Annotated in this window: 27 protein-coding genes; 18 read left to right on the plus strand and 9 right to left on the minus strand. The window is 67.9% G+C overall.

The genetic code is table 11. The annotated features are described in order from the left end of the window. The first annotated feature begins 1 nt into the window (after position 1). The 4 genes from ABIE04_RS16360 to ABIE04_RS16375 are packed head-to-tail and all read left to right on the plus strand — an operon-like array spanning position 2 to position 2,627. The gene (locus ABIE04_RS16360; RefSeq protein WP_354552637.1) at positions 2-742 is read left to right on the plus strand and encodes a flagellar motor protein; all 741 of its coding nucleotides are present in this window, start codon (positions 2-4) and stop codon (positions 740-742) included. Continuing rightward, positions 739-1,767, plus strand: coding sequence for a flagellar motor protein MotD (gene motD, locus ABIE04_RS16365; protein ID WP_354552639.1), 1,029 nt, complete (start codon positions 739-741; stop codon positions 1,765-1,767). The genes ABIE04_RS16360 and motD overlap by 4 nt, the downstream gene beginning before the upstream one ends. Before the next feature lie 37 nt (positions 1,768-1,804). Continuing rightward, positions 1,805-2,284: a chemotaxis protein CheW gene (locus tag ABIE04_RS16370; RefSeq protein WP_354552641.1), complete on the plus strand. Its 480-nt coding sequence runs from the start codon at positions 1,805-1,807 to the stop codon at positions 2,282-2,284. After that, positions 2,274-2,627 carry a DUF2802 domain-containing protein gene (locus ABIE04_RS16375; protein WP_354552643.1) on the plus strand — a complete coding sequence of 118 codons (354 nt, stop codon included), beginning with the start codon at positions 2,274-2,276 and terminating at the stop codon, positions 2,625-2,627. The genes ABIE04_RS16370 and ABIE04_RS16375 overlap by 11 nt, the downstream gene beginning before the upstream one ends. 41 nt (positions 2,628-2,668) lie before the next feature. On the opposite strand, the gene ABIE04_RS16380 is transcribed toward ABIE04_RS16375, so the two are convergent. Both ABIE04_RS16380 and ABIE04_RS16385 read right to left on the minus strand, forming a co-directional pair. After that, entirely contained in the window at positions 2,669-2,923 is a 255-nt protein-coding gene (locus ABIE04_RS16380; RefSeq protein ID WP_354552645.1) for a flagellar biosynthesis protein, read from the minus strand. Then, positions 2,920-4,062, minus strand: coding sequence for a flagellar hook-length control protein FliK (locus tag ABIE04_RS16385; RefSeq protein WP_354552647.1), 1,143 nt, complete (start codon positions 4,060-4,062; stop codon positions 2,920-2,922). Before ABIE04_RS16385 ends, ABIE04_RS16380 begins: the two co-directional genes overlap by 4 nt. Positions 4,063-4,261: 199 nt before the next feature. Here ABIE04_RS16385 and ABIE04_RS16390 point away from each other — a divergent pair, with 199 nt between their 5' ends. From ABIE04_RS16390 to ABIE04_RS16435, 10 genes are all read left to right on the plus strand, one after another. Continuing rightward, a complete protein-coding gene (locus ABIE04_RS16390; protein ID WP_354552650.1) occupies positions 4,262-4,606 on the plus strand; it encodes an STAS domain-containing protein in 345 nt (114 codons plus the stop codon). A gap of 13 nt (positions 4,607-4,619) precedes the next feature. Beyond that, positions 4,620-4,982 carry a response regulator gene (locus ABIE04_RS16395; protein WP_027492089.1) on the plus strand — a complete coding sequence of 121 codons (363 nt, stop codon included), beginning with the start codon at positions 4,620-4,622 and terminating at the stop codon, positions 4,980-4,982. An 8-nt stretch (positions 4,983-4,990) separates the two neighbouring features. Further along, complete coding sequence (locus tag ABIE04_RS16400) at positions 4,991-6,985, plus strand: chemotaxis protein CheA (RefSeq protein WP_354552653.1); 1,995 nt, start codon at positions 4,991-4,993, stop codon at positions 6,983-6,985. Positions 6,986-7,099: 114 nt separating this feature from the next. Next, positions 7,100-7,606, plus strand: coding sequence for a chemotaxis protein CheW (locus tag ABIE04_RS16405; RefSeq protein ID WP_354552789.1), 507 nt, complete (start codon positions 7,100-7,102; stop codon positions 7,604-7,606). A gap of 14 nt (positions 7,607-7,620) precedes the next feature. Further along, a complete protein-coding gene (locus ABIE04_RS16410; RefSeq protein WP_354552655.1) occupies positions 7,621-9,363 on the plus strand; it encodes a methyl-accepting chemotaxis protein in 1,743 nt (580 codons plus the stop codon). A gap of 1 nt (position 9,364) precedes the next feature. Continuing rightward, complete coding sequence (locus ABIE04_RS16415) at positions 9,365-10,249, plus strand: CheR family methyltransferase (RefSeq protein ID WP_354552657.1); 885 nt, start codon at positions 9,365-9,367, stop codon at positions 10,247-10,249. Then, on the plus strand, positions 10,246-10,896 hold the full coding sequence (cheD, locus tag ABIE04_RS16420; protein WP_354552659.1) for a chemoreceptor glutamine deamidase CheD: 651 nt from the start codon (positions 10,246-10,248) through the stop codon (positions 10,894-10,896). The genes ABIE04_RS16415 and cheD overlap by 4 nt, the downstream gene beginning before the upstream one ends. A 76-nt stretch (positions 10,897-10,972) precedes the next feature. Beyond that, positions 10,973-12,070 (plus strand): protein-glutamate methylesterase/protein-glutamine glutaminase, encoded by a 1,098-nt coding sequence (locus tag ABIE04_RS16425; RefSeq protein WP_354552661.1) that lies wholly within the window; start codon positions 10,973-10,975, stop codon positions 12,068-12,070. A 16-nt stretch (positions 12,071-12,086) separates the two neighbouring features. Beyond that, on the plus strand, positions 12,087-13,274 hold the full coding sequence (locus ABIE04_RS16430) for a methyl-accepting chemotaxis protein (RefSeq protein ID WP_354552663.1): 1,188 nt from the start codon (positions 12,087-12,089) through the stop codon (positions 13,272-13,274). Positions 13,275-13,284: 10 nt separating this feature from the next. Continuing rightward, on the plus strand, positions 13,285-13,584 hold the full coding sequence (locus tag ABIE04_RS16435) for an STAS domain-containing protein (RefSeq protein ID WP_343853012.1): 300 nt from the start codon (positions 13,285-13,287) through the stop codon (positions 13,582-13,584). 101 nt (positions 13,585-13,685) lie between these two features. On the opposite strand, the gene ABIE04_RS16440 is transcribed toward ABIE04_RS16435, so the two are convergent. From ABIE04_RS16440 to ABIE04_RS16470, 7 genes are all read right to left on the minus strand, one after another. Then, positions 13,686-14,048, minus strand: a complete 363-nt coding sequence (locus ABIE04_RS16440; protein WP_354552666.1) for a hypothetical protein — start codon at positions 14,046-14,048, stop codon at positions 13,686-13,688. 219 nt (positions 14,049-14,267) lie between these two features. After that, positions 14,268-14,831, minus strand: coding sequence for an NUDIX hydrolase (locus tag ABIE04_RS16445; RefSeq protein WP_354552668.1), 564 nt, complete (start codon positions 14,829-14,831; stop codon positions 14,268-14,270). A gap of 93 nt (positions 14,832-14,924) precedes the next feature. Next, on the minus strand, positions 14,925-15,941 hold the full coding sequence (corA, locus tag ABIE04_RS16450) for a magnesium/cobalt transporter CorA (protein WP_354552670.1): 1,017 nt from the start codon (positions 15,939-15,941) through the stop codon (positions 14,925-14,927). A gap of 40 nt (positions 15,942-15,981) precedes the next feature. After that, entirely contained in the window at positions 15,982-17,193 is a 1,212-nt protein-coding gene (locus ABIE04_RS16455; protein WP_354552672.1) for a lipoprotein N-acyltransferase Lnb domain-containing protein, read from the minus strand. Between the two features lie 5 nt (positions 17,194-17,198). Beyond that, positions 17,199-18,038 carry an HlyC/CorC family transporter gene (locus ABIE04_RS16460; protein ID WP_354552676.1) on the minus strand — a complete coding sequence of 280 codons (840 nt, stop codon included), beginning with the start codon at positions 18,036-18,038 and terminating at the stop codon, positions 17,199-17,201. Positions 18,039-18,198: 160 nt separating this feature from the next. After that, positions 18,199-18,660 carry an rRNA maturation RNase YbeY gene (gene ybeY, locus ABIE04_RS16465; protein WP_354552679.1) on the minus strand — a complete coding sequence of 154 codons (462 nt, stop codon included), beginning with the start codon at positions 18,658-18,660 and terminating at the stop codon, positions 18,199-18,201. After that, positions 18,657-19,637, minus strand: coding sequence for a PhoH family protein (locus ABIE04_RS16470; RefSeq protein WP_354552683.1), 981 nt, complete (start codon positions 19,635-19,637; stop codon positions 18,657-18,659). The genes ybeY and ABIE04_RS16470 overlap by 4 nt, the downstream gene beginning before the upstream one ends. A 109-nt stretch (positions 19,638-19,746) precedes the next feature. Here ABIE04_RS16470 and ABIE04_RS16475 point away from each other — a divergent pair, with 109 nt between their 5' ends. From ABIE04_RS16475 to ABIE04_RS16490, 4 genes are read left to right on the plus strand one after another with little or no spacing between them, the layout of a single operon-like run. Continuing rightward, positions 19,747-20,421: a TetR/AcrR family transcriptional regulator gene (locus ABIE04_RS16475; RefSeq protein WP_354552688.1), complete on the plus strand. Its 675-nt coding sequence runs from the start codon at positions 19,747-19,749 to the stop codon at positions 20,419-20,421. Then, positions 20,418-21,392, plus strand: a complete 975-nt coding sequence (locus ABIE04_RS16480) for an HlyD family secretion protein (RefSeq protein WP_354552690.1) — start codon at positions 20,418-20,420, stop codon at positions 21,390-21,392. The genes ABIE04_RS16475 and ABIE04_RS16480 overlap by 4 nt, the downstream gene beginning before the upstream one ends. Then, positions 21,389-22,342, plus strand: coding sequence for an ABC transporter ATP-binding protein (locus ABIE04_RS16485; RefSeq protein WP_354552694.1), 954 nt, complete (start codon positions 21,389-21,391; stop codon positions 22,340-22,342). Before ABIE04_RS16480 ends, ABIE04_RS16485 begins: the two co-directional genes overlap by 4 nt. Beyond that, the gene (locus ABIE04_RS16490; RefSeq protein WP_354552698.1) at positions 22,339-23,448 is read left to right on the plus strand and encodes an ABC transporter permease; all 1,110 of its coding nucleotides are present in this window, start codon (positions 22,339-22,341) and stop codon (positions 23,446-23,448) included. The genes ABIE04_RS16485 and ABIE04_RS16490 overlap by 4 nt, the downstream gene beginning before the upstream one ends. The last annotated feature ends 11 nt before the right edge of the window (positions 23,449-23,459 follow it).

The following is a 23,459-nucleotide window of genomic DNA, read 5'->3' on the forward strand; positions in this document are numbered from 1 at the left end:
CATGGATCTGGTAAGCATCATCGGCACCATTCTGGCCTTCGTGGTGATCATCGTCGGCACCGTTCTGAAGGGCTCCACCGTGGGTGCGCTGTGGAACGCGGCGGCGTTCGTGATCGTCTTTGCCGGCACGGCCGCGGCCCTGCTGGTGCAGACCCAGGGCAAGGTGCTCAAGCATGCGTTCAAGATGCTCTCGATGGTCTACCGGCCGCCCCAGCACAGGCCGAGCGACCTGATCAGCCGGATCGTCGGCTGGAGCGAGATCTCGCGCCGGCAGGGCCTGCTCGGGCTGGAGCCGCAGATCGAGGCGGAGGTCGACCCGTTCGTCAGCAAGGGTCTGCAACTGCTGGTCGACGGCGGCGAGCCGGAGGCGATCCGCAGCGTGCTGGAGGTGGACCTGGAAACCCGCGAGTCGATCGACCTGGCCGGCGCCAAGGTGTACGAGATGGCCGGCATCTACTCGCCCACGCTGGGCATCATCGGCGCCGTGATGGGGCTGATGGCGGTGATGCAGAACCTGGCCGATCCGAGCAAGCTCGGCCACGGCATCGCCGCCGCCTTCGTGGCCACCATCTACGGCGTGGCGCTGGCCAACCTGTTCATGCTGCCGATGGCGGCGCGGCTGAAGGGCCTGATCCACAAGCAGACGCAGATGCGCGAGATCCTGATCGAGGGCCTGGTGTCGATCGCCCAGGGCGACAACCCGCGGCAGATCGAAGCGCGCCTGCAAGGTTACGTGGCATGAGAAGGCACAAGCACGAGGAACACATCAATCACGAGGCCTGGGCGATCCCCTATGCCGACCTGATGACCTTGCTGCTCGCGTTCTTCGTGGTGATGTATGCGGTCTCGGTGGTCAACGAAGGCAAGTTCCGGGTGATGTCCGAATCGCTGATCGAGGCGTTCAACGGCTCCAGCCACGCCATCGCGCCGCTGCCGCCGACGCGGATCCGGCCGCACAACATCGCCCCGGCGATCGCCGCGCCGGCCGGCCAGTCGGGTTCGTCGATCGTGCCGATCGCGGTGCCGATCCCGCCGCATCCGGTGCCGGCGAGCGGCGGCACCGGCCGCGAGGCGGGCCGCCAGTCGAAGCAGCAGGAAAACCTGGGGCGCATCGAGGACCAGGTGCGCAAGGCGCTGCAGCCGCTGATCGACCGCAAGCTGGTGGTGGTGCGGCACAAGCCGGACTGGCTGGAGATCGAGATCCGCACCGACATCCTGTTCCCCAGCGGCGTGGCGCAGCTGTCGGAGCCGGCCAATGCGGTGCTGCGCGACCTGGCGGCGATCCTGGCCCGCTTCGCCAACCCGCTGCGGGTGGAGGGTTTCACCGACGATGTGCCGATCAGCAACGCGTTGTATCCGTCGAACTGGGAACTGTCGGCGGCGCGCGCGGCCAGCGTGGCGCGCCTGTTCTCCATGACCGGAATCGCCCCCGCGCGGCTCGGCATCATCGGCTGGGGCGAAATGCGCCCGATCGCCGACAACGCCACCGTGGAAGGCCGCAACCAGAACCGGCGCGTGCTGGTGGTGGTGATGAGCGATCGCCCGGCCGCGCCGCGCGATCACACCACGCCCGAGCACGTCGATGAGGTGACCGGACTGGCGGCCTCGCCGGCACCGGCCGTCGAGATGATGCCCACGGTGCGCGTCAGCAGTGGCAGCAGCGGCACGCCGGCCCAGGTGGCCGGCGGCGCCGAAAATCCCGCGCTGCCCGATGTCGTCGCCGGGCACGCCGGTGGGGCGGCTCACCGTACCAACTCGAGCAAGTGAAACCGATGACCGCATCCGCCGACCATGGAGTAAACGCATGAATGCCGCCGCCGCCGCGCCCGAAGCACGCCCCCGGCACTGGCTGTCGTTCCGTATCGGGACGCAACTGTACGCGGCGCCGCTGGACAATGTCAGCGAAGTCATCCGCGATGGCGACCTCACGCCGGTGCCGGGTGCCGCCCCCGACCTGCTGGGCGTGCGGCATCTGCGCGGGCGCATCGTGCCGGTCATGGACGGCCGCTGCCGGCTGGGCCTGCCGGCGCTGCCGGCGGCGAATCCGGTCACGGCCCGCGTGGTGATGCTGTCGCACGCCGGCCAGCGGGTTGGCCTGCTGGTGGACGCGGTCGGCGAACTGCTGTGCAGCGACGGCATCGACATCGCGCCGCCGCCGCCGGGACGGGCCAGCCGCGACGACGACCCGGTCAGCGGCGTGCTGGCCTGGCAAGGTGGCTTCGTGGCCTTGCTCGATGTCCGCCGGCTGTGCCGGGTGGACGATGGGAGCGGCCATGTGGCTTGAGGCCGGCGTGGGCATCCTGCTGTTGCTGGCGCTGGCGCAGTCGGCGCTGCTGTTCCATGGCTGGCGGCAGTTGCGCGAGTTGCAACGGCAGGTTGCCGCACTGTCGCACGACGCCATCCATGCCGGTACCGACGTGCCGACTTCGATGCTGGTGACGGCGCTGGGACGGCTGGAGCGTCAGGTGGGCCGGCTCGAGCAGCAACCGCCGCCGACCCGGCAATCCTACGAACTGGCCCAGCAACTGGCGCGCGAAGGCGCCGACGTGGAACAACTGGTCAGCCGCTGCGGCTTGTCGCGCGACGAGGCGAGGCTGGTCCTGCAGATGCATCCGGCCAATCCCTGAAATGCGGGTGCGGCGCGGTGGCCGGCTGGCCCCCCGGCCAGTCACTCCTCGGCCGCGTCGTAGACGGCGGCCAGCACCGAGGCGGCAGCCGCGTAGAGCAGCACAGGCACGTCGTCGCGCAACCGCAGCGATGCCAGCAAGGCGGCGATCTGGGGATCGTGATGCAGCGGCAGGCCCAGTGCCTGTGCGCGCGCCAGCAGGACTTCCAGCGACTCGGGCGGCATCGCCTTGATCTGCGCATGATTGCCGCTGGCCAGCCGCAGGCTGACCCGACGCGGAGGCGGGGGCGTATTCATGCAGTGGCCTGCAGCAGCACGGAGCTGTGCCGGCCCTGCGGCTGCGGCAAGCCGACCTGGCAACTCAACTGGTCGAGCAGGATGCCGCAGGCGGCGAGCCGCTGGCGCAGCGGACCGAACTGGCGCTCCATCCGCTGTGCGGTCTCCGCCTGTTCGGCCCACAGGCGTACCGCCAGCCGCGGCTCGCGCAATTGCAGCTCGCCCTGCACCGGGCCCAGGGCAGGCAGATCCAGTGCGAAGCCGAGCGTCCAGCCGTGGGTGCCGTCGGCGAGGTCGGCGGCGAACTCCAGCTGGAGTTGCAGTACGTCGCGCCCGTCCTCTCCCTGCAGCGGAATCTCGATCATCCACGCCGGCAGCGGCTGGGTGCTGGCCTCCAGTTGGGCCACCTCCACCCGCGCCAGCGCCGCTTTCACGTCGCCATGCAGGCGATCCAGCAGCGGATCCACGCCGTCGTCGGCGGGCGCCAGCGGCAGCGGCAGGCGCGGCTGCGCCTGCACGCCGCGTTGCAGCAGCGGCGGCGCGGCGTCGCTGCGGCCCGGCGCCGGCGGCGCCGTGGCACGCCGGTCGAGCAAGCCGGCCAGGCGCAGCAGCGCACCTTTCCAGTCGTCCTCGGCCAGTGCCACCAGATTGGCGTGCGGACTGGCCAGCCTGGATTCGAAGAACAGGCCGCTGCGACTGATGGCTTCGCGCAGACCTTCGCCGCGGGTGATCTCGGCGGGCGTGCGCAGCGACTGCTCGAGCAAGGCCAGCGCCGTGCGCAGGTCCGGCGGCAACTGGCGCAATACCGGCCGCTGGGCCAGCGCGCCCAGCGTGGCCAGCAAGGGCGCATAGCCGTTCTGCTGGGGCAGGCGCTCGCGCAGCACGCGCTGGAATGTCGGGTCGGCGGGAAGCGACAGCACCTCCAGTTGCGGTTGCGCGCCCAGGCTCAATACGCGGACCTGGAACTGCGCCGGCAACTGGCTGCCAGGCACGTCCGCTTCCACGGTGAGGGCGCCGATCTGCAAGACCAGCAGGCCTTGCGGGTTCACGCCCAGGGGCCGCGCCGACAGCACGGTGCCGATGCGCCAGCTTGGCGCGGTGGTGCCGGAGGCGGCACCGGCCCAGGTGAGGGCGGCCAGGCTGGTCGGTTGGATGATCAAGTCGGTTCCTGCACGCCGGCGCCGTGTGTGCGAATGGGTTCGTCCTGAAGGACATCGGCCGCGCGCAGGCGAACTTGAGCCGAGGCCGGCGCCGGGCGCGCGGCGCCTGCGGCGGCAGATCGCGCCACGACGCCCTAAAGCGATCGCGCCCGTGGCCGATAAGTCCTCGTCAGCGCAGTAGCGCGAGTGGAGTGGCGGCATGGCCGGCAAACGGGCGGCGAAGCAGAAAGATGACGGACAGCAGCTGGTGGCGGACGGCGCGGCCGTGGTGGTGCTTCCGGCGGATTGCCGCATCGCCGCCCAGGCCGCGCTGAAGGCGGAACTGCTGGGTGTGCTGGAGAAAGGCGCCATCGTGGTGCTGGACGGCAGCCAGGTGGAGCGTGCCGACACCGCGGCCCTGCAATTGCTGGTGCTGTTCCGGCGCGAACTTCAGGCGCGCGGCGGCAGGCTGGGCTGGCGCGGCGCAAGCGAGGCTATCAACGAGGCGGCAGGCCTGCTCGGCTTGGCACAAATACTGGAACTGCCGGCCGCAGGGCTGGCCTGAACGAGGTGGCAGCATGGCAAAGATTCTTGCAGTAGACGATTCGGTTTCGATGCGCGGCATGGTGGCGTTCACCCTGCGCGGCGCCGGGCACGAGGTGGCCGAAGCCGAAAACGGGCAGTTGGCGCTGGACGTCGCGCGCGGCAGTTCGTTCGACCTGGTGCTGGCCGACGTCAACATGCCGGTGATGGACGGCATCGCGATGGTGCGCGAGTTGCGCGCGATGGATGCCTACAAGGGCGTGCCGATCCTGATGCTGACCACCGAGTCGCACACCGAGAAGAAGATGGAAGGCAAGGCGGCCGGCGCCACCGGCTGGCTGGTCAAGCCGTTCGATCCGGAGCAGCTGCTGGCCACCGTCAAGCGCGTGCTGGGTTAAGGAGCGTCATGAGCGCGGTCGACCTGACTCAGTTCCACAAGACATTCTTCGAGGAGAGTCGGGAAGGGCTCGACGCGATGGAGGCCGCGCTGCTGGCGCTGGATTCGGGCTCGACCGACCACGAGCTGGTGCATACCATCTTTCGCGCCGCGCATTCCATCAAGGGCGGCGCGGCGACGTTCGGCTTCGCCGACGTGGCCGCGTTCACCCATGTCGCCGAATCGCTGCTGGAGGAAGTGCGCAGCGAGCGGCGCGCGGTGGACTCTGGATTGATCGAGGTGTTGCTGCGCTCGGTCGACTGCATGCGCGCGATGCTGGAGCGGTCGAGCCTGGGCCAGCCGGTGGCCGATGCCGAGAGCGAGGCGCTGCGCGTCGAGCTGGTGCAGCTGGTCAGCGGCGAGATTGCCGCGCCGGCAGTTGCTGCCGCGTCGCTGGTTGCACCGGTGAGCGGGTGGAACATTGCGTTCACCGCGTTACCGCACCTGCTGCAGACCGGCAACGATCCGCTGCGGCTGTTTCGCGAACTGCAGCAACTGGGTCGCCTGGAGGTCGTGCGCGCGTTCATCACCGACAGCGCGCCGGCGCAGCTGGCCGAACTCGACCCGAGCCAGTGCCACCTGGGCTGGGAGTTGCACCTGCATGGCGCCGTCGCGCGCGGCGACGTCGACGCGGTATTCGACTGGCTCGACGGCGATTGCGAACTGACTATCGCGCCGATGGTCGAGCCTGCCGCGGCCGACGCGGTGCCGCTGACTTCGGATGCTCCCGTGCCGCCCGCCGCATCCGCGTCGCGACCGATCCGCGAGACAGCCACCGCCTCCAGTGAAGGCAGCTCGATCCGCGTGGGCATCGACAAGGTCGATGCGCTGATCAACATGATGGGCGAACTGGTGATCACCCAGTCGATGCTCAGCGACATCGGCGAAAAATTCGAACTGTCCCAGCTGGGCCGGTTGCGCGACGGGCTGGTGCAGCTCGAACGCGCCACGCGCGAACTGCAGGAGAGCGTCATGCGCATCCGCATGCTGCCGATCGCCTCCGTGTTCAACCGCTTTCCGCGCCTGGTGCACGACCTGGAGCGCAAGCTCGACAAGCGGGTCAGGCTGGAGCTGCACGGCGAGCACACCGAGCTGGACAAGACGGTGCTGGAGAAAATCGGCGACCCGCTGGTGCATCTGGTGCGCAACGCGATCGACCACGGCCTGGAGTCGCCGGCGCAACGCAAGGCCGCCGGCAAACCCGAAACCGGCACGCTCAAGCTCAACGCGTACCACGAAGGCGGCAACATCGTGGTGCAGATCAGCGATGACGGCGCCGGGCTCAACCATGCCGCGATCGTGGCCAAGGCGCAGCAGCGCGGCCTGGTCGCCGCAGGGCAGGAGCTCAGCGACGCCGAGGTGGCCGAACTCATTTTCCAGCCGGGCTTTTCGACTGCCGCCCAGGCCACCGACCTTTCCGGCCGCGGCGTGGGCATGGACGTCGTGCGCCGCAACGTGCGCGATCTGGGCGGCAGCGTCGGCGTGCGCAGCGCGTCCGGCAAGGGCAGCACGTTCACGATCACCTTGCCGCTGACCCTGGCGATCATCGACGGCCTGGTCACGGCCGTGGGCCACGAACGTTACATCGTGCCGCTGACTTCGATCGTCGAGTCGCTGCGCCTGCGTGCCGATGCGGTGCGCAAGATCGCCGGCGGCGGCGAGGTGTTCCACTTCCGCGACGAATACCTGCCGATCATGCGGCTGCACCGCGCGTTCGCCTGCAGCGATGCGGTCACCGACATCGAACGCGGCATCGTGGTGGTGATCGAGGAAGACGGTCGGCGCGTGGGCCTGCTGGTCGACGACCTTCTCGGCCAGCAGCAGGCGGTCGTCAAGTCGCTGGAGGCGCATTACCGGCGCGTGCAGGGCATCTCCGGCGCGACCATCCTCAGCGACGGCTCGGTCGCGCTGATCGTCGATGTGGGCGGCGTGGTGCGGCTGGGGCAGCACAGAAAGGCAGCCTAATCAGCCTGACCGAACGCGCGCGGCACTCAAGTTCCCGGCGCTTGCGCCGACACAGACAAGGCAGCAGGGCGCGCAGACGTCCGTCACGAGGTTACGCCCATGTACGAAGATCCCATGTACGAAGACAAACGGGCCGCGGCACCGCCGTTGCAGCAACTCACCTTCAGCCTGGCCGACGAAGAGTACGGCGTGGACATCCTGGTCGTACGCGAGATCCGCAGCTGGTCGCGCGTCACCCGCATTCCGCAGACGCCGGATTACGTGCTGGGCGTGCTGAACCTGCGTGGCGCGATCGTGCCGATCATGGATCTGCGCCTGCGCTTCGGCCTGCAGCGCGAAAGCTACGGCGACGACACCGTGGTGATCATCGTCGCCATCGCCGAGCGGCTGTTCGGCATCGTGGTGGATGCGGTATCCGACGTGGTCGACATCGACCCGGCGGCGATCAAGCCGGTGCCCGACATGGGCGCGGTAGTGGACACCCGCTATCTGAAAGGGCTTGCCACCCACGTCGAACGCATGGTGATGCTGCTGGACGTGGAAAAACTGATGCGTCCAGAGGACGTGGAAACACTGGACGCGGCCTTGCCGGCCGTCCAGGACGTTGAAGTCGCCGCCTGACCCGGGAAATCGAGATGAAGATGAAGAATTTGAAGGCTTACCTGGTTCGGCTGACCACGCTGACCGTCAAGATGCGCCTGATCGGCGTGCTCGGCCTGTTGTGCGTGATGTTGCTGGTAGGCGCCTGGATCGGACTGGGTGGCATGGCCAGGGCGAACGAAAGTGCACGCCTGATCTACCAGGATGAATTGATTCCGCTGACCAGCATCAACGAGGTGGCGCGCGGATCGCTGAACAGTTTCATCTCGCTGAGCGAGGCGGCCTTCCACAAGGACGACAAGGCGATCGTCCAGCAGAAGCTCGCGGAGGTGGCCAAGGCTGGCGTGGCGGATGCGGCGCTGCTGAAGAAACTGGGTGCGGGCACGATGTCGCCGGCGGTCAAGAAGCAGTGGAGTGCGTTCGAGAGCGCCCGCGGCGACGTGGCCTCGTCGATGACCGAGATCACCGATGCGCTGAACCAGGCCGACGACGGCGCCAATGCGCTGCTTTACTCCGACGTGCTGCCGAACGTGACGATCATGAGCGCGGAGATGAACAAGCTCATCGCCATGCAGGTCGACGAAAGCCGGCAGCAGTACGAATCGGCCCTGAGCAGCTACCAGCGCATCCGCCTGATGACGTTCGGCGCGCTCGGCGCCGGCATGCTGCTGGCCGTGCTGATGGCGTTCTTCCTGATCCGCTCGATCGTCGGCACCCTCAACCGTGCGGTGCTGGTGGCGAACGCCATCTCGCAGGGCCAGTTGGGACACCACATCGTCACCCATCGCAAGGACGAACTGGGGCGCCTGCTGGAAGCGTTCCGGATGATGGACGACCGGCTCACCCTCACCGTCGGTGAAGTTCGACGCGGCTCCGATGCAGTCAGCACGGCAGCACAGCAGATTGCGCACGGCAACGACGATCTCAGCCAGCGCACCCAGGAGCAGGCCTCCAGCCTGGAGGAAACCGCCTCGTCGATGGAGCAGATGACCTCGACCGTCAAGCAGAATGCCGAGAACGCCAGCCACGCCAACCAGCTTGCCCGCGGTGCCCGCGAACAGGCCGAGCGCGGTGGCGAGGTGGCCGGCAGGGCGATCATCGCGATGAGCGAAATCAATGCGTCCAGCGGCAAGATCGCCGACATCGTGGGGCTGATCCAGGAGATCGCCTTCCAGACCAACCTGCTGGCGCTGAACGCGGCCGTGGAAGCGGCTCGTGCCGGCGAACAGGGCCGCGGCTTTGCCGTGGTGGCCACCGAGGTGCGCAGCCTGGCCCAGCGCAGTGCCGGCGCCGCGAAGGAGATCAAGGCGCTGATCAACGACAGCGCGGAAAAAGTGCGCAGCGGCTCGGAGCTGGTGAACCAGTCGGGCAAGGCGCTGGCGGAGATCGTCGAGAGCGTGAAAAAAGTCACCGACATCGTGGCCGAGATCGCTGCTGCCAGCCAGGAACAGTCCGCCGGCATCGATCAGGTCAACAACGCCGTGATGCAGATGGATGAGATGACCCAGCAGAATGCCGCGCTGGTCGAGGAGGCTGCGGCCGCCGCCCGCGCCATGCATGAACAGGCGGGTGAGCTGACCCGTCAGGTGGGCTTCTTCCAGCTCAGCGACGACGGCGCCACATCCGTTGCGTCAGCCGCGCCCACGCGGGCGCAGACCGTGGCGGCTGAGGCCGAGGCGGTGTTCGCCGCCGTGCGCAACACCGCGCCGGCAGCCATCCGCCCGGCGCGCGCGCCCGTCGAACCCGCCAGCGCAACCGGTGTGTGGAAGGAGTTCTGAAGTGAATGCGGTGTCCGGCGTGCTCGATGACAACACTATCGCGATGGCCAGCGCCGGCCCGCTGTTGGGGAAGGCCGAGTTCGAATACCTGCGGGCCTTCGTGCTGGAGCATTGCGGCATCGCACTGGGCGAGCACAAGCATCAGCTGATGCAGGGCCGACTGCTGCGCCGACTGCGCGCACTGGGCCTGTCGAACTTCGCCAGCTATTGCGATTTGCTGCGGCGCGATCCATACAGCGAGCTGGGCGAGCTGGCCAGCGCCATCAGCACCAACGTGACGGCGTTCTTCCGCGAAGTGCACCATTACGATCTGCTGGTCAACGAGCTGCTGCCGCGCTGGCTGCACGAAAAACGCCGTGAGGGCGATCGCCTGCGGATCTGGTCGGCGGGCTGCTCCACCGGCGAAGAGCCCTACGCGCTGGCGATGGTGCTGGCCGAGGCGATCGAGCAGAGCGGTAGCAAGGTGGACGCCAGAATCCTGGCCACTGACCTGTCGCCGCAGGCGTTGGAAACCGCACGCAAGGGCGTGTATCCGCTGGAGCGCCTCGCCGGCATCAGCGCGGAGCGCTGCCGGCGCTGGATGCTGCGCGGCGAGGGCGAGTATGACGGGCTGGCGTGTGTGCATCCGCGCCTGCGCGAGCTGGTCACCATCGAGCCGCTGAACCTGCTGCACCCGTGGCCGATGCGCGGTCCGTTCGACGCGATCTTCTGCCGCAACGTGGTGATCTATTTCGACCAGCCGACCAAGCAGCGGCTGTTTCGCCGCTACGCCGAGTTGCTGCCGGTGGGTGGTTATCTGTTTCTCGGCCACTCCGAATCGCTGCACGGCGTCAACGACCAGTTCGAGCTCATCGGCCGCACGGTCCACCGGAAGATCGGCGGATGACTCTGCTGGCCGATCGCCGCAAACCCTCGGCCGATCCCTCAGCGGTGCTGCCGGGCTTCGAGCATTTGCGGCGGTACTGGGATCCGGCGCAGGCATGCATGACGGTGAAAGTGCTGCCCGGCGAGTTCTACGTCAGCACGCAGAATGAGCTGGTTACCACCGTACTCGGCTCCTGCGTATCGGCGTGCATCCACGATGCGCGCCGCGGCATCGGCGGCATGAATCATTTCATGCTGCCGGAGCCGCGCGGCGAGCGCGACAGCTGGACCGCCACTGCGAGCCGCGCGGCGCGCTACGGCAGCGATGCGATGGAACAGCTGATCAACGCCATCCTTGTCGCCGGCGGCCAGCGCGCCGACCTGCAGGTCAAGATATTCGGCGGTGGCCGGGTGCTGGCGCAGCTGACCGACATCGGCCAGCGCAATATCGATTTCGTGCAGCACTACATCGCCACCGAAAAACTGAATCTGTGTGCGTCGGATCTCGGCGACGTGTATCCGCGGCAGGTGCAATTTTTTCCCAACAGCGGCCGCGCACGCGTGCGGCTGTTGCGTCGCCACGACGATGTGCAGTTGGTGGCCGATGAGCCCGGCTACCTCAAGCGTTTGGCAAATGACCCGATAAAGGGTGAGGTCGAGCTTTTCTAGTGGCGGCTTCATCGCGGAAAACCGGCGAGGCCGCCGTCGATTGCGACGCGGCTTGAGCTTCATGGCAACGAGATGGATGGCAATGGAAAGAGTGCGTGTTCTGGTGGTTGACGATTCGGCGTTGGTGCGCAAGCTGATGACGACGATGCTTGCCTGCGATCCGGCGATCGAGGTGGTCGGCACCGCGGCCGATCCGCTGATCGCGCGCGAGAAGATCAAGCTGCTCAATCCGGACGTATTGACGCTGGACGTCGAGATGCCGCACATGGATGGCCTGACGTTTCTGGAAAACCTGATGCGGCTGCGGCCGATGCCGGTGGTGATGGTGTCGTCGCTGACGGTGCAGGGTGCCGAAGTGACCTTGCGCGCGCTGGAGCTTGGCGCGGTGGATTTTCTGGCCAAGCCAAGCAGCGACCTGGCCAACAGCTTCGGTCAGAGTGCGCAGGAGATCTGCGCCAAGGTGAAGCTGGCTGCCAAGGCCAAGCCGCGTGCACGTACGGTGGTGCGCAGGCTGGACGTGCCCCCGCGCCTGTCGGCGGATGCGGTGTTGCCACGGGTGCAGACCTCGGGCAGCCGCGGAGGCAGTCCGATCATCGTTATCGGCGCCTCGACCGGCGGCACCGAGGCGGTGCGCGTGGTGCTGGAATCGATGCCGCCCGATGCACCGCCGATCCTGGTGACCCAGCACATTCCCGAGGCTTTCAGCGGCCCGTTCGCGGAGCGGATGAACCGCTGTTCGGCGATGCGGGTCTGCGAGGCGCAGGACGGACAGCCGATCCAGACCGGCCATGCCTACATCGCGCCAGGCAGCCACCATTTGCTGGTGATGTGGGACGGCGCCAAGTACGTATGCCGGCTGCACGATGGCCCGCCGGTCAACCGGCACAAGCCCAGCGTGGACGTGCTGTTCCGCTCGATGGCGGCCAGCGCCGGCGTGGGCACCATCGCCGTGCTGCTGACCGGCATGGGCGACGACGGCGCGCGCGGCCTGCTCGAACTGAAACAGGCCGGCGCCGCGACGCTGGTGCAGGACGAGGCCAGTTCGGTGGTATGGGGCATGCCCGGTGCTGCCTGGAAACTCGGTGCGGCCGCAGAGATGCTGCCGCTTGACCACATTGCCGCACGCCTGCTTGCACTGGCGCGCCAACCCCACGACGGTGTTTCACGCACCTGACCTCGGATATCGGCTCATGGCTGTCCTATCTCACATTGCCCGGATCGTCGCCACCCATCCGCTCTACGGCTGGATCGCCAGTACGCTCGCGCTTTTGCTGGCGCTGCTGTGGCATCCGACATGGCTGGCGCCGTTGCTGATCGTCGTGCTCACCGCGGTATGGATCGTCGAGAGCCGGCGCCGGCCGCCGATCGCTGCACCGGTGGCCTTGCCCGGCAACAACGCTCCCGTGCGCGAGGCGCTGGAGGATGTGCGTGGCGCACTGGTCGACGAACTCGGCCATGCCACCCGCGAGCTGCACCAGGGACTCGACCTGTTGCGCGATGCGGTGTCCGAGCTGGGCGGCGGGTTCGACGGTTTGTCGCACAAGACGGGACTGCAGCAGTCGCTGCTGAAGCAGATCATCGACGTGCAGAACGGCGGCGTGTCGGTACAGGACTTTGCCGCCCGCACCAGCGACTTGTTGCAGCATTTCGTGGGCATGGTCGTGCAGATGTCGCGCGAAAGCCTGCGCATCGTCTACCGCATCGACGGCATGGCGAAGGAGATGGACGCGGTGTTCGGCCTGCTGAAGAACGTCAGCACGATCGCCGAGGAAACCAACCTGCTGGCGCTCAACGCCGCGATCGAGGCGGCCCGTGCAGGCGAGTCCGGCCGCGGCTTCGCCGTGGTGGCGGGCGAAATCCGCAGCCTGGCCAGCAACTCCAACCAGTTCAACGAACAGATCGGCAGCCACGTCGAGCGCGCCCGCGCGGCGATGGAGCAGTTGCGCGGCCTGGTCGGCGCGATGGCGTCGCAGGACCTCAACGTGGCGCTGTCGGCCAAGGGCGGCATCGACGCGATGATGGCCCACGTCACCGAGAGCGACGCACGCACCAGCGCGGTCGCCGACCAGGTGGTCGAGATCAATCGCGGCCTGGGCAGCGACGTTTCCACCACCATCCGCTCGCTGCAGTTCGAGGACATCCTCAGCCAGCTGCTGCGGCAGACCCGCACCCGGCTGGTCGAGCTGCAGGAGGTCGTGGGCGAGTGCACGCGCGACATCGAGGAACTGGCCTGCGGCCCGATCGACGCCGATGCGCTGGCAGGACGCGCCCAACGGGTGCGCAGCCGGCTGGCGGTCCAGCGCGAAAAGGCACGCCTGCGCTCACGCGGTCCGGCCTTGCAGAGCTCGATGGACGCCGGCGAGATCGAATTGTTTTGAGGAGCACAGCATGATCGTCCATCACGACAGCGAACACGATTGCCTGACCCTGCAACTGGGCCAGCGCTTCGACTTCAGCATCCATCGAGATTTCCATGAGGCCTGCCTGGACAGCGGCAAGGCGGCCCGCAGCTATGTCATCGATCTGGGCGAGGTGACCAGCATGGACAGCTCGGCGCTGGGCATGCTGCTGCTGCTGCGCGAGCATGCCGGCGCCGATCGCGCCGAGATCCGCATCGTCAATGCCGGCAACGAATTGCGCAATACGCTGCGCGTGGCCGGCTTCGACAAGTTGTTCGTCCTGCATTGAAAGCTCCGCGGGGTTGACGGGCCGCCAGGGCCTCGCAAGCCAGACAGCAAAAAGGCCCCGTGCGGGGCCTTCTTGTTGCGGCAGTCGCAGTATCGTCGGGTCTACCAGGCGCGCACGGAAATCACGGAGACCGTATAGGCGGCCATGTCCGACTGGTAGCGGAAACGCTTGCCGAAGTCGAACCTCGCTGTCGCACCAGGGGCGATGTTGGTGGTGCCGGCCGGCCATCCCTGCTTGCTCTGGATCACCTTGCCGCTGGCGTCCTTGACATCGATATTGATCTGCGCGGCGGCCGGCTCGGCGCAGTTGTTCACCAGTTCGCCGCTGAGGACGAGTCGGGTCGTTCCCCCGGCACCATTGGCGGACAGCTTGACATCCTTGATGGCGAAATCGGTGGGCGCGCAGGCGGCGTGGGCGGCCAGCGGGAGGAAGAGCAGCGAGGCGGAGAGAAGCAGCGTTTTCATGGGCACGAATCCGTAGGTCCAGGGAAGCCAGGTAGGGACCGGCCGGGGAGCGACAAAGGTCCACATCCTCAGAGTCGGCCGGCACGCCGGAATCTTTAGGCTCGCCATGAAGTCCGGTTCGTGCCGGGCGGTGCACGGCAACCCGCCGCGTGTTGCGCGGTGGTGGGTCGAGAAGGGCGGGATACGGGCGGTGCGCCGACCGGGGACCTTGTCGGGTCGTTACCGGTCGGGGTGCTCGATGAACCACAACCCGGCGAACAATTTCGGGTCGATCGAATAGCCCTCGGCGGCGCGCGCGAACAGCCAGGCGCCCGCCTCGCGGCGCGGGACCTCGTGCACCACGATGTTCTCGGTTTCGTCGCCGCCGCCGGGACCGACTTTTTCCAGTTCCCATGCGCGCACGAAGGTGATCATCTCGGTGCTCATGCCCGATGACGACGGACCGCGATGGACGAATTCCACCCGCTGGCAGCGCCAGCCGGTTTCTTCCTCCAGTTCGCGCTGGGCGGCCAGCAGCGCGCTTTCGTAGGCTTGTCCAGCCAGGTCGCCGACCAGGCCGGCCGGCATCTCGATGGTGTTCTGCAGGATCGACACGCGGTACTGCTCGACGAACAGCACCTTGTCCGCGGGCGTCACCGCCAGGATGATCACCGCGCCGCCAGGGTTGTTGCGTTCGGCGTACTCCCAGCGGCCGCGCCTGCGCAGGCTCAGCCAGCGGCCTTCATGCAGGGTTTCCACCGGGGCGTTGGCGTCGGCGGGGATGCGGCTGGCGGAGTCGTTCATCGGTCATCGGGTGCGGGAAAAACCAGCCGACATGGTGACCGTTCCCGGCGGCAGCGACAACCGGCTGGCCACGCCGGCAGGCGCGCCCCCGGGCTACAGCCACCGCGCGCGCTTGAGTCCGATGTAGATACCGCTGACGATGCTGGCCATCACCACGATGATTGCGGGGTAGGCCCATGGGCGGCTGAGCTCGGGCATGTGGGCGAAGTTCATGCCGTACCAACTGGTGAGCAGGGTCGGCGCGGCGAGCATGGCGGCCCAGCCGGCGAGCTTCTTCATCACCTCGTTCTGGCGCAGGCTGACCAGGGAGAGGTTCACGTTGATCGCGGCGGTGAGCATCTCGCGCATGGCGCCGATCGCCTCGTTGACGCGGAAGGCGTGGTCGTAGACGTCGCGGAAATACACGTGCAGTTCGTCGGGTATCAGGTTCGGGTGCAGCCGGATCAGCTGGTTGATGATGTCCTGCAGCGGCGCGACTGCCAGGCGCAGCGTCATCAGGTCACGCTGCATGTCGTACAGGCGGCGTATCGTGCTGCTCTTGAACGTCTCGCCGAAGATGTCGTGTTCCAGCTGGTGCACTTCCTCGCGGAAGTCGCGCACGATCGGCAGCAGGTTGTCGACGATGAAATCTAATACGCCGTACAGCCCGTAGCTGGGGCCGTTCGCCAGCAGCTCCGGCGCGTGTTCGCAGGTGCGCCGCGCCGGCGCGTAGGACTGCGAAGCGCCGTGGCGCACGGTGACCAGGTAGCGCGGGCCGAAGAAGATGTGCGTTTCGCCGAACGCCAGTTCGCCGCCGATCAGCTGCGCGGTCTGCACCACCAGGAACAGCGAGTCGCCGTAGGCCTCCAGCTTGGTGCGCTGGTGCGCGGCGTGCGCGTCCTCGATCGCCAGGTCGTGCAGGCCGAATTCGTCCTGGATCTTTTCCAGCAGCTCTTCGTCCGGCTCGTACAGGCCGACCCAGACGAAGGTGTCCGGTTCGGCCAGCACGTCGCTGATCGCGTCGATGGTGACGTCGCCGATCCGGCTGCCGTCCTTTCGGTAGGCGATGCAGTTGACCACCATGGGCTGGTCGCTGGTCGACGGTGCGCTCGACGGTGTGATCGGATTCATGCGCGCATCATGCCCCGCGCCAGTGGGCGGGGCAATTGGATTACCGGCGATGGCGGCGCAGGCTCCAGGCCAGCGCCAGCCAGCACGGCAGGGCGAACAGCAGCCACGGCTGGTTCTGCTGCACGGTGCCGGGCAGCAGGTGCAGCAGCACGGCGACCATGCAGGCAAGCAATTGCAGAGCGATCACGCCGTCGATGAAGCGCGAGGCGGCGTAGCCGCGGCGCGATCGCCACAGCGTGGGCAGCAGCAGGAAGGCCAGCGGGTTGAACAGCAGCAGGTTCGCGTTGGCCCACGCCGAGTGGTGGGTGGTCAGCGTCCACAGCGTCAGCAGCAACAGGCCGACCAAGCCGGCCGCGAGCAGGTACAACGTGCCGAGCAGGGCGTAGCCGGCGGGCCACCAGCGGCGGCTGAGCACGATCAGCGCGGCCAGCAGCAGCCCGGCCAGGGCCAGCGGCAGGCGTAGGTCGGGTGCGGCCGGTGGCGGCGCGTCCAACCGGTTCGGCGAGAGGAGCTGTTCGCTCTGCACGAGCGGCTGCAGGTTGCCGTGGCCATCGTCGATGCGCACCTCGCGCAGTTGCGCCTGCAACACCTCGGGCAGGAAGCTTTCCTGCCAGGCATCCAGCGGCTGGTCGGCATACGGCCCCAGGCCCAGGTCGAGCACCAGCATCAGCCAGGGTTGCGCGCTCATCAGGCGGACGGTCTGCTGGCGGTAGGTCATGCCGCCGCGACGGGCCTTCAGCCGGGTTTCCAGCACGCCGCCCAGCGCCTTGTCCAGCGCGTCGCGCACGCGGGTGGTGCAGTTGTCGACGTAGTAGTCGTAGTCGTAGCCGGCGTTCTCCGGGCGCAGGTTCCACAGCAGGAAGTCGCGCAGCGCGGCGGCCTGGTCGGCAGTCATCGCCAGTTGCTGGCGGGTGATCGAGCGGCCGGCCTCGACGTAGAAATTCTCGTCGAGGCCGCTCGGCGCGGCGTCCATCAGGTAGTGCATGCGGCCGCGGGCGAAGTTCAGCAGGAAGTTCTTCTCGCTGAAATCGAACACGCCGTAGTTGAAGTTGATCGCTTCGCCCGAGGCCGTGTCGCGCAGCTCGATCGCGTCGTGGCCGAAGCGCTCCCAGTAGGTTTCGCCGGGGCCGTAGGTGACCAGCGAGACTTCGAGGTTGGCGCCGGGGGCGTTGGCGACGCTGGCATGGGCAGGCGGGAGCAGGGCCAGCATCAACAGCGCGAGCAGCAGGAGGTTGCGGCCAATCAGGTTCATGCGGCTTACTGCTTGACCACGCGGAACTGCTGCACGCGGCGGTCGTCGGCTTCGGTGACGTGGAACAGGTAGTCGCCGATGCCGACCTCTTCGCCGACCTCGGGCAAGTGGCCGAATTCGGAGGTGACCATGCCGCCCACGGTGTCGTACTCCTCGTCGGAAAAATCGGCGCCGGTCTGCTCGTTGAAATCCTCGATCGGGGTCAGCGCGCTGACCAGCCAGTCGCCGCCGGGTTGCTCGTGCATCAACTCGGGCTCTTCCCCGTCGTCGTGCTCGTCGTCGATCTCGCCGACGATCTCTTCCAGTACGTCCTCGATGGTGATCAGGCCGGCGACGCCGCCGTACTCGTTGACCACCAGTGCCATGTGGTTGCGGCTGAGCCGGAATTCTTCCAGCAGCACGTTCAGGCGCATCGACTCGGGAATCAACACGGCCGGGCGCAGGATCGCGCGGATGTCGAAGTGTTCGGCGGCGCCGAAGTACTTCAGCAGGTCCTTGGCCAACAGGATGCCGAGGATTTCGTCCTTGTCCTCGCCGTGCACGGGGAAGCGCGAGTGGCCGGATTCGACCACGGCGGCGAGGATGTCGGGCAGCGGCGACTCGGCCGCCAGCATCACGATCTGCGCGCGCGGCACCATCACGTCGTCCACGCTCAGTTCGGTGACCTTGATCGCACCCTCGACCATGGTGAGGGTGTTCACGGACAGCAGTCCGTTGGTCTGGGCGGAACGCAACTCCTCGATCAGTTCGTCGCGGTTGCGCGGTTCGCCGGAAAACATGTGGCCCAGTCGATCCCACCAGGTTCGGTGGGCCGGGCCGCTGGTACTGCCGGGGTCGTCGCTCATTACTCGTTGGGATTCTGCCCGAAACCGGGCGGAAGGCCGATTCTAGCGGAAAATTTTTGACGATTCAGGGCCTTCGCTTTCATTTCGATGGCGGTGCAGGCAAGAGCACCCCACCCCAGCCCTCCCTGCCGCGCGGGGGAGGAAGCATGCCGAGCGCGGCTCAGGCGTACGGGTCGGCGATGCCCAAGCCCGCCAGGATGCGGGTTTCCAGCGCCTCCATCGCTTCGGCCTCGGTGTCCTCGATATGGTCGTAGCCGAGCAGGTGCAGTACGCCGTGGACGGTCAGGTGGGCCCAGTGGTCGCGCGCCGATTTGCCCTGTTCGGCGGCCTCGCGCAGCACCACCGGGGCGCAGATCGCCAGGTCGCCGATCAGCGGCAGGGCCACGCCTGGCGGCAGTTCGACAGGGAATGACAGTACGTTGGTGGCGTAGTCCTTGCCGCGATAGTCGCGGTTGAGCGCGCGGCCTTCGTCGGCGTCGACGATGCGGATCGCCAGCTCGGCCGGCTTGCGCCGTTTCGCGCCGCGCAGCGCCGCCTCGACCCAGCGGCGGAAGCTGGCCGGCGCGGGCAGGCCAGCGCGCGGCACGGCATAGCCGACGGCGAGCGTCACCGGTCCGCTCATTCGCCGTCCTCGTCCTTCTGTTCGAACGCCTCGTAGGCGCGCACGATCTTCGCCACCAGCGGGTGGCGCACCACGTCGCGCGAGGTGAAGAAGGTGAAGTTGATGCCGCTGACGCCGCGCAGCACCTCGATCGCCTGGCGCAGGCCCGAGCGCGTATTGCGCGGCAGGTCGACCTGGGTGACGTCGCCGGTGATCACCGCCACCGTGCCGAAGCCGATGCGGGTGAGGAACATCTTCATCTGCTCGACCGTGGTGTTCTGCGCCTCGTCGAGGATCACGTAGGAATCGTTCAAGGTGCGCCCGCGCATGTAGGCCAGCGGCGCGATCTCGATCACGTTGCGCTCGATCAGCTTGGCCACCTTCTCGAAGCCGAGCATCTCGTACAGCGCGTCGTACAGCGGGCGCAGGTAGGGATCGACCTTCTGGCTGAGGTCGCCAGGCAGGAAGCCCAGCTTCTCGCCGGCCTCGACCGCAGGGCGCACCAGGATCAGCCGCTGCACCCGGTTCGCCTCCAGCGCCTCGACCGCACTGGCGACGGCCAGGTAGGTCTTGCCGGTACCGGCCGGGCCCACGCCGAAGTTGATGTCGTGGCTGGCGATCGCATGCAGGTAGCGCGCCTGGTTCGGGCCACGGCCCTTGATCACGCCGCGCTTGACCTTGATCACCACTTCCTGGGCGCCTTCGGCGGCCGCGTCGGTGATCGCGTCGATGCCGGATTCGGCCAGTTGCAGGTTGATCCTCGCGCCGGTCAGTGCCTCGTCCTCGGTGGTGGCGTACAGCGCGCGCAACACCTTCTCGGTGGCCCTGGCGGGGGCATCCTCGCCGATCACCTGGAAGATGTTGCCGCGGTGGTTGATCTCCACGCCGAGGCGCAGCTCGACCTGGCGCAGGTGTTCGTCGAATGGCCCGCACAGGTTGGCGAGGCGGGCGTTGTCTTCGGGGTCGAGAATGAAATCGCGTTGATTGAGTTCGCTCATAGGGGCGCGAGAGTAGCGCGCCGCTGCTGGAAGAGCCATGACGACCGTCGGCCGTGACGGTCGCGATTTCACGGTTGCGTACAATTAAATATTAAATTAATTTATGCGCATGGCTACCTCGACCAAGCGTGCGAAAGCCGGGCGCCGCGCCGGACGTCCCAGCGGCGACGACCTGGACCTGCGCGCGCGCCTGCTGGATGCCGCGATCGCGCAGTTCGCCCGGGTGGGCATAGGCGCGACCCCGCTGCGCGCGATCGCCAGCGAGGCGGAGGTCACGCCCGCGATGCTGCATTACTACTTCGGCGACAAGCCGCGGCTGGTCCAGGCGCTGGTCGAGGAGCGCCTGTTGCCGGCCCTGGCGCCGCTGCGCGTGCAACTGGAACAGGCCGGCGACGATCCGCGGGTATTGATCGAGACTTTCGTGCGCGGCATCGGCGAGGTGGTGGCGCGCCATCCATGGCTGCCGCCGCTATGGGTGCGCGAGGTGCTGTGCGATGGCGGCGCGTTGCGCGAAGTGCTGTTCGCCCAGGCCGTTCCGGGCGTGCCGCAACTGCTGGCCCGGCGCTTCGCGGCGGCGCAGGCGGATGGACGGCTGAATGCCGATCTCGATCCGCGTCTGCTGGTCGTCTCGCTGGTCGGGCTGACCCTGTTTCCCGCCGCCGGTGCGCCGATCTGGCGGCGCGCGTTCGGCGCCGAGGGGCTGGGGCCCGAGGCCATGCTCAGACACACGCTTGCGCTGCTCGATCGTGGCACGGGTGCAGCCGGATCCGGAGAAACCGCATGAACGTCGCACGCACGATTCGTCGCTTGCCGCTGGCCATCCTGCTCGCGGTCGCCGGCCTTGCCGCCTGCAGCAAACAACCGCCGCAGGCGCTGGGCACGCTCGAATATGACCGCATCACCCTGCCGGCACCGGCCGCCGAACGCATCGTGGCGATCCAGGTGCGCGAGGGCGAACAGGTCGCGGCCGGGCAGCCGCTGCTGCAGCTAGATCCCGCGCATACCCGGTCCGAACTCGCCGCGGCCCAGGCGCAGGTGCGGCAGCAGCATGAAGTGCTGGCCGAACTCGAGACCGGCCCGCGCGTGGAGGACATCGACAGGGCGCGGGCGAACCTGGCGTCCGCGCAGGCGCAGGCGCGCGAGGCGCGTGCCTATTACGACCGGCTGGCTCCGCTGAAGGGCAAGGGTTATGTGGCTGCGGCCGATCTCGATCGGGCCCGGGCTGCGGCCGGCAACGCCGCGGGCCAGGTGGCGGCGGCGCAGGCCGCGCTCGACGAGCTGTTGCACGGCACCCGTCCCGAGCAGATCGCCCAGGCGCAGGCCGCCGTCGCGGCGGCGGAGGCGCAGGCCAGCGCGCAGCAGGTGCTGCTGGGCAAGTTGAACATCCTGGCGCCGCGCGCCGGGCGCGTCGACAGCCTTCCGTACAAGCTGGGCGACCAGGCACCGGTCGGCGCGCCGGTGGCGATCCTGCTGGCCGGCGATGCGCCGTACGCGCGCATCTACGTGCCCGAGCCGCAGCGCGCCGGGGTACGTGTGGGCGATGCGATCCAGGTGTTCGTGGCCGGCCGCGAGCAGCCGTATGCCGGCAAGGTGCGGATGATCCGCAGCGAGCCCGACTTCACCCCGTACTACGCGCTGATCGGTGACGACGCGGCGCGGCTGAGCTATCTCGCCGAGGTCGCGCTGGGCGCGGACGCGGCCGAGCTTCCGGCCGGCCTGCCGGTGCGCGTCGAATTCCGTGGGCCCGCGAAATGACCACCGATGCCGACGGCGTGGCCATCCGCGCGCGTGGCCTGACCCGGCGCTTCGGCAGACTGGTGGCGGTCGATCATGTCGACCTCGAAGTACCGGCCAGGCGCGTCTACGGCTTCCTCGGCCCGAACGGCTCGGGCAAGTCGACCACGATCCGCATGCTGTGCGGCCTGCTGACGCCGAGCGAGGGCGAGATCGAGGTGCTCGGCCTGCGCATCCCGGCGCAGGCCGACGAGCTGCGCCCGCACATCGGCTACATGACGCAGAAGTTCTCCCTGTTTGAGGACCTCAGCGTGCGCGAGAACCTGGAGTTCCTGGCCGCGATCCAGGGCGTGCCGAAGGCGAAGACGAAAGCCCGCATCGACGAACTGATCGGGCAGTACCACTTCGGCGACCGGCAGAAGCAGCTGGCCGGCACCATGAGCGGCGGCCAGAAGCAGCGCCTCGCGCTGGCCTGCGCGGTGATTCACGAACCGGAGCTGCTGTTCCTGGACGAGCCGACCAGCGCGGTCGACCCGGAATCGCGCCGCGATTTCTGGGAGAAGTTGTTCGAGCTGGCCGACATTGGCACCACGCTGCTGGTCTCCACCCACCTGATGGACGAGGCCGAGCGCTGCCATCGGCTGGCGATCCTCGACCGCGGCGCGCTGGTTGCCGACGGCACGCCGCATGAGCTGACCGCGCAACTGGAGGGGCGCACCTTCATCGTCGAAACGGACAACCCGCGCGCGGCCCAGCGCGTGCTGGTCGACGTGCCGGGCGTGCTCGGCGTGGCCCAGGTCGGCAATACCCTGCGCGTGCTGACCGATGCCGACGGCGCGACGCCGGACATGGACAAGGCGTTGGCCGCGGCCGGGCAGAAGGCCGGGCTGGCGGCGGCACCGCCGAACCTCGAAGACGTGTTCGTCGCCGCCACGCGCAAGGGTGACGGTGGCGAGGAGCGCGCCGCATGAACTGGCGCCGGCTGTGGGCGATCGTGGTCAAGGAGCTGCGCCAGATGCGCCGCGACCGCGTCACGCTGGCGATGATCGTGGGCATTCCGGTGATCCAGCTGGTCCTGTTCGGCTACGCGATCAACACCAACCTGCGCGGGCTCGATACCGGCGTCGTCGACCAGGCCAACACCGCCGGTTCGCGGGCGCTGGTGATGGACATGCTGGCCACCGGCGTGGTGGCGCCGGTAGCCAGGGCGGACACACCGCAGGAACTGATGGCGATGATCCGCCAAGGCCGCATCAGCATCGGCATCGTGGTGCCGCCGGATTTCGAGCGTCGCCGCATCGACGGCCGCGAACTGGCGCAGGTGCTGGTCGACGGCAGCGACACCGCGGTGCAGGGCGCCGCCGCGCAGCTTGCGCAGGTGCCGATCGACAGCGCCCGGCCGGACATGCGCGCGCCGCTGACCAGCACGCCGCCGGGCGGACGGATCAGCGTGGTCAGTTTCTACAACCCGCAGCGGCGCTCGGCGGTCAACATCGTGCCCGGCCTGATCGGGGTGATCCTGACCATGACGATGGTGCTGTTCACCGCCATCGCGATCGTGCGCGAACGCGAGCGCGGCAACATGGAATTGCTGATCGCCACGCCGCTGACCAGTTCCGAACTGATGGTCGGCAAGGTGCTGCCGTACGTCGCGATCGGCCTGGTGCAGACCAGCGTGGTGCTGGCGCTGGGCATGTGGCTGTTCGACGTGCCGATCCGTGGCAGCGTGCTCGACGTGTATCTCGCGTCCGGCCTGCTGATCCTGGCCAACCTCACGCTGGGCCTGCTGATTTCCACGCGTGCGCAGTCGCAGTTCCAGGCGATGCAGATGATGATCTTCGTGTTCCTGCCGTCGATCCTGCTGTCCGGCTTCATGTTCCCGTTCGCCGGCATGCCGAAGCTGGTGCAGTGGATCGCCGAGGTGTTGCCGCTGACCCACTTCCTGCGCCTGATCCGCGGCGTGATGCTGCGCGGCGCGGGCCTGTGGGAGATGTGGATCGACGTGCTCGCGCTGGCGGTGTTCACGCTGGTGATGATGGCGCTGGCGATACTGCGCTTTCGCAAGCGGCTGGATTGATCCGTTGCGCC

The organism is Rhodanobacter soli (assembly GCF_040548735.1).
Taxonomy (GTDB): domain Bacteria; phylum Pseudomonadota; class Gammaproteobacteria; order Xanthomonadales; family Rhodanobacteraceae; genus Rhodanobacter; species Rhodanobacter soli_A.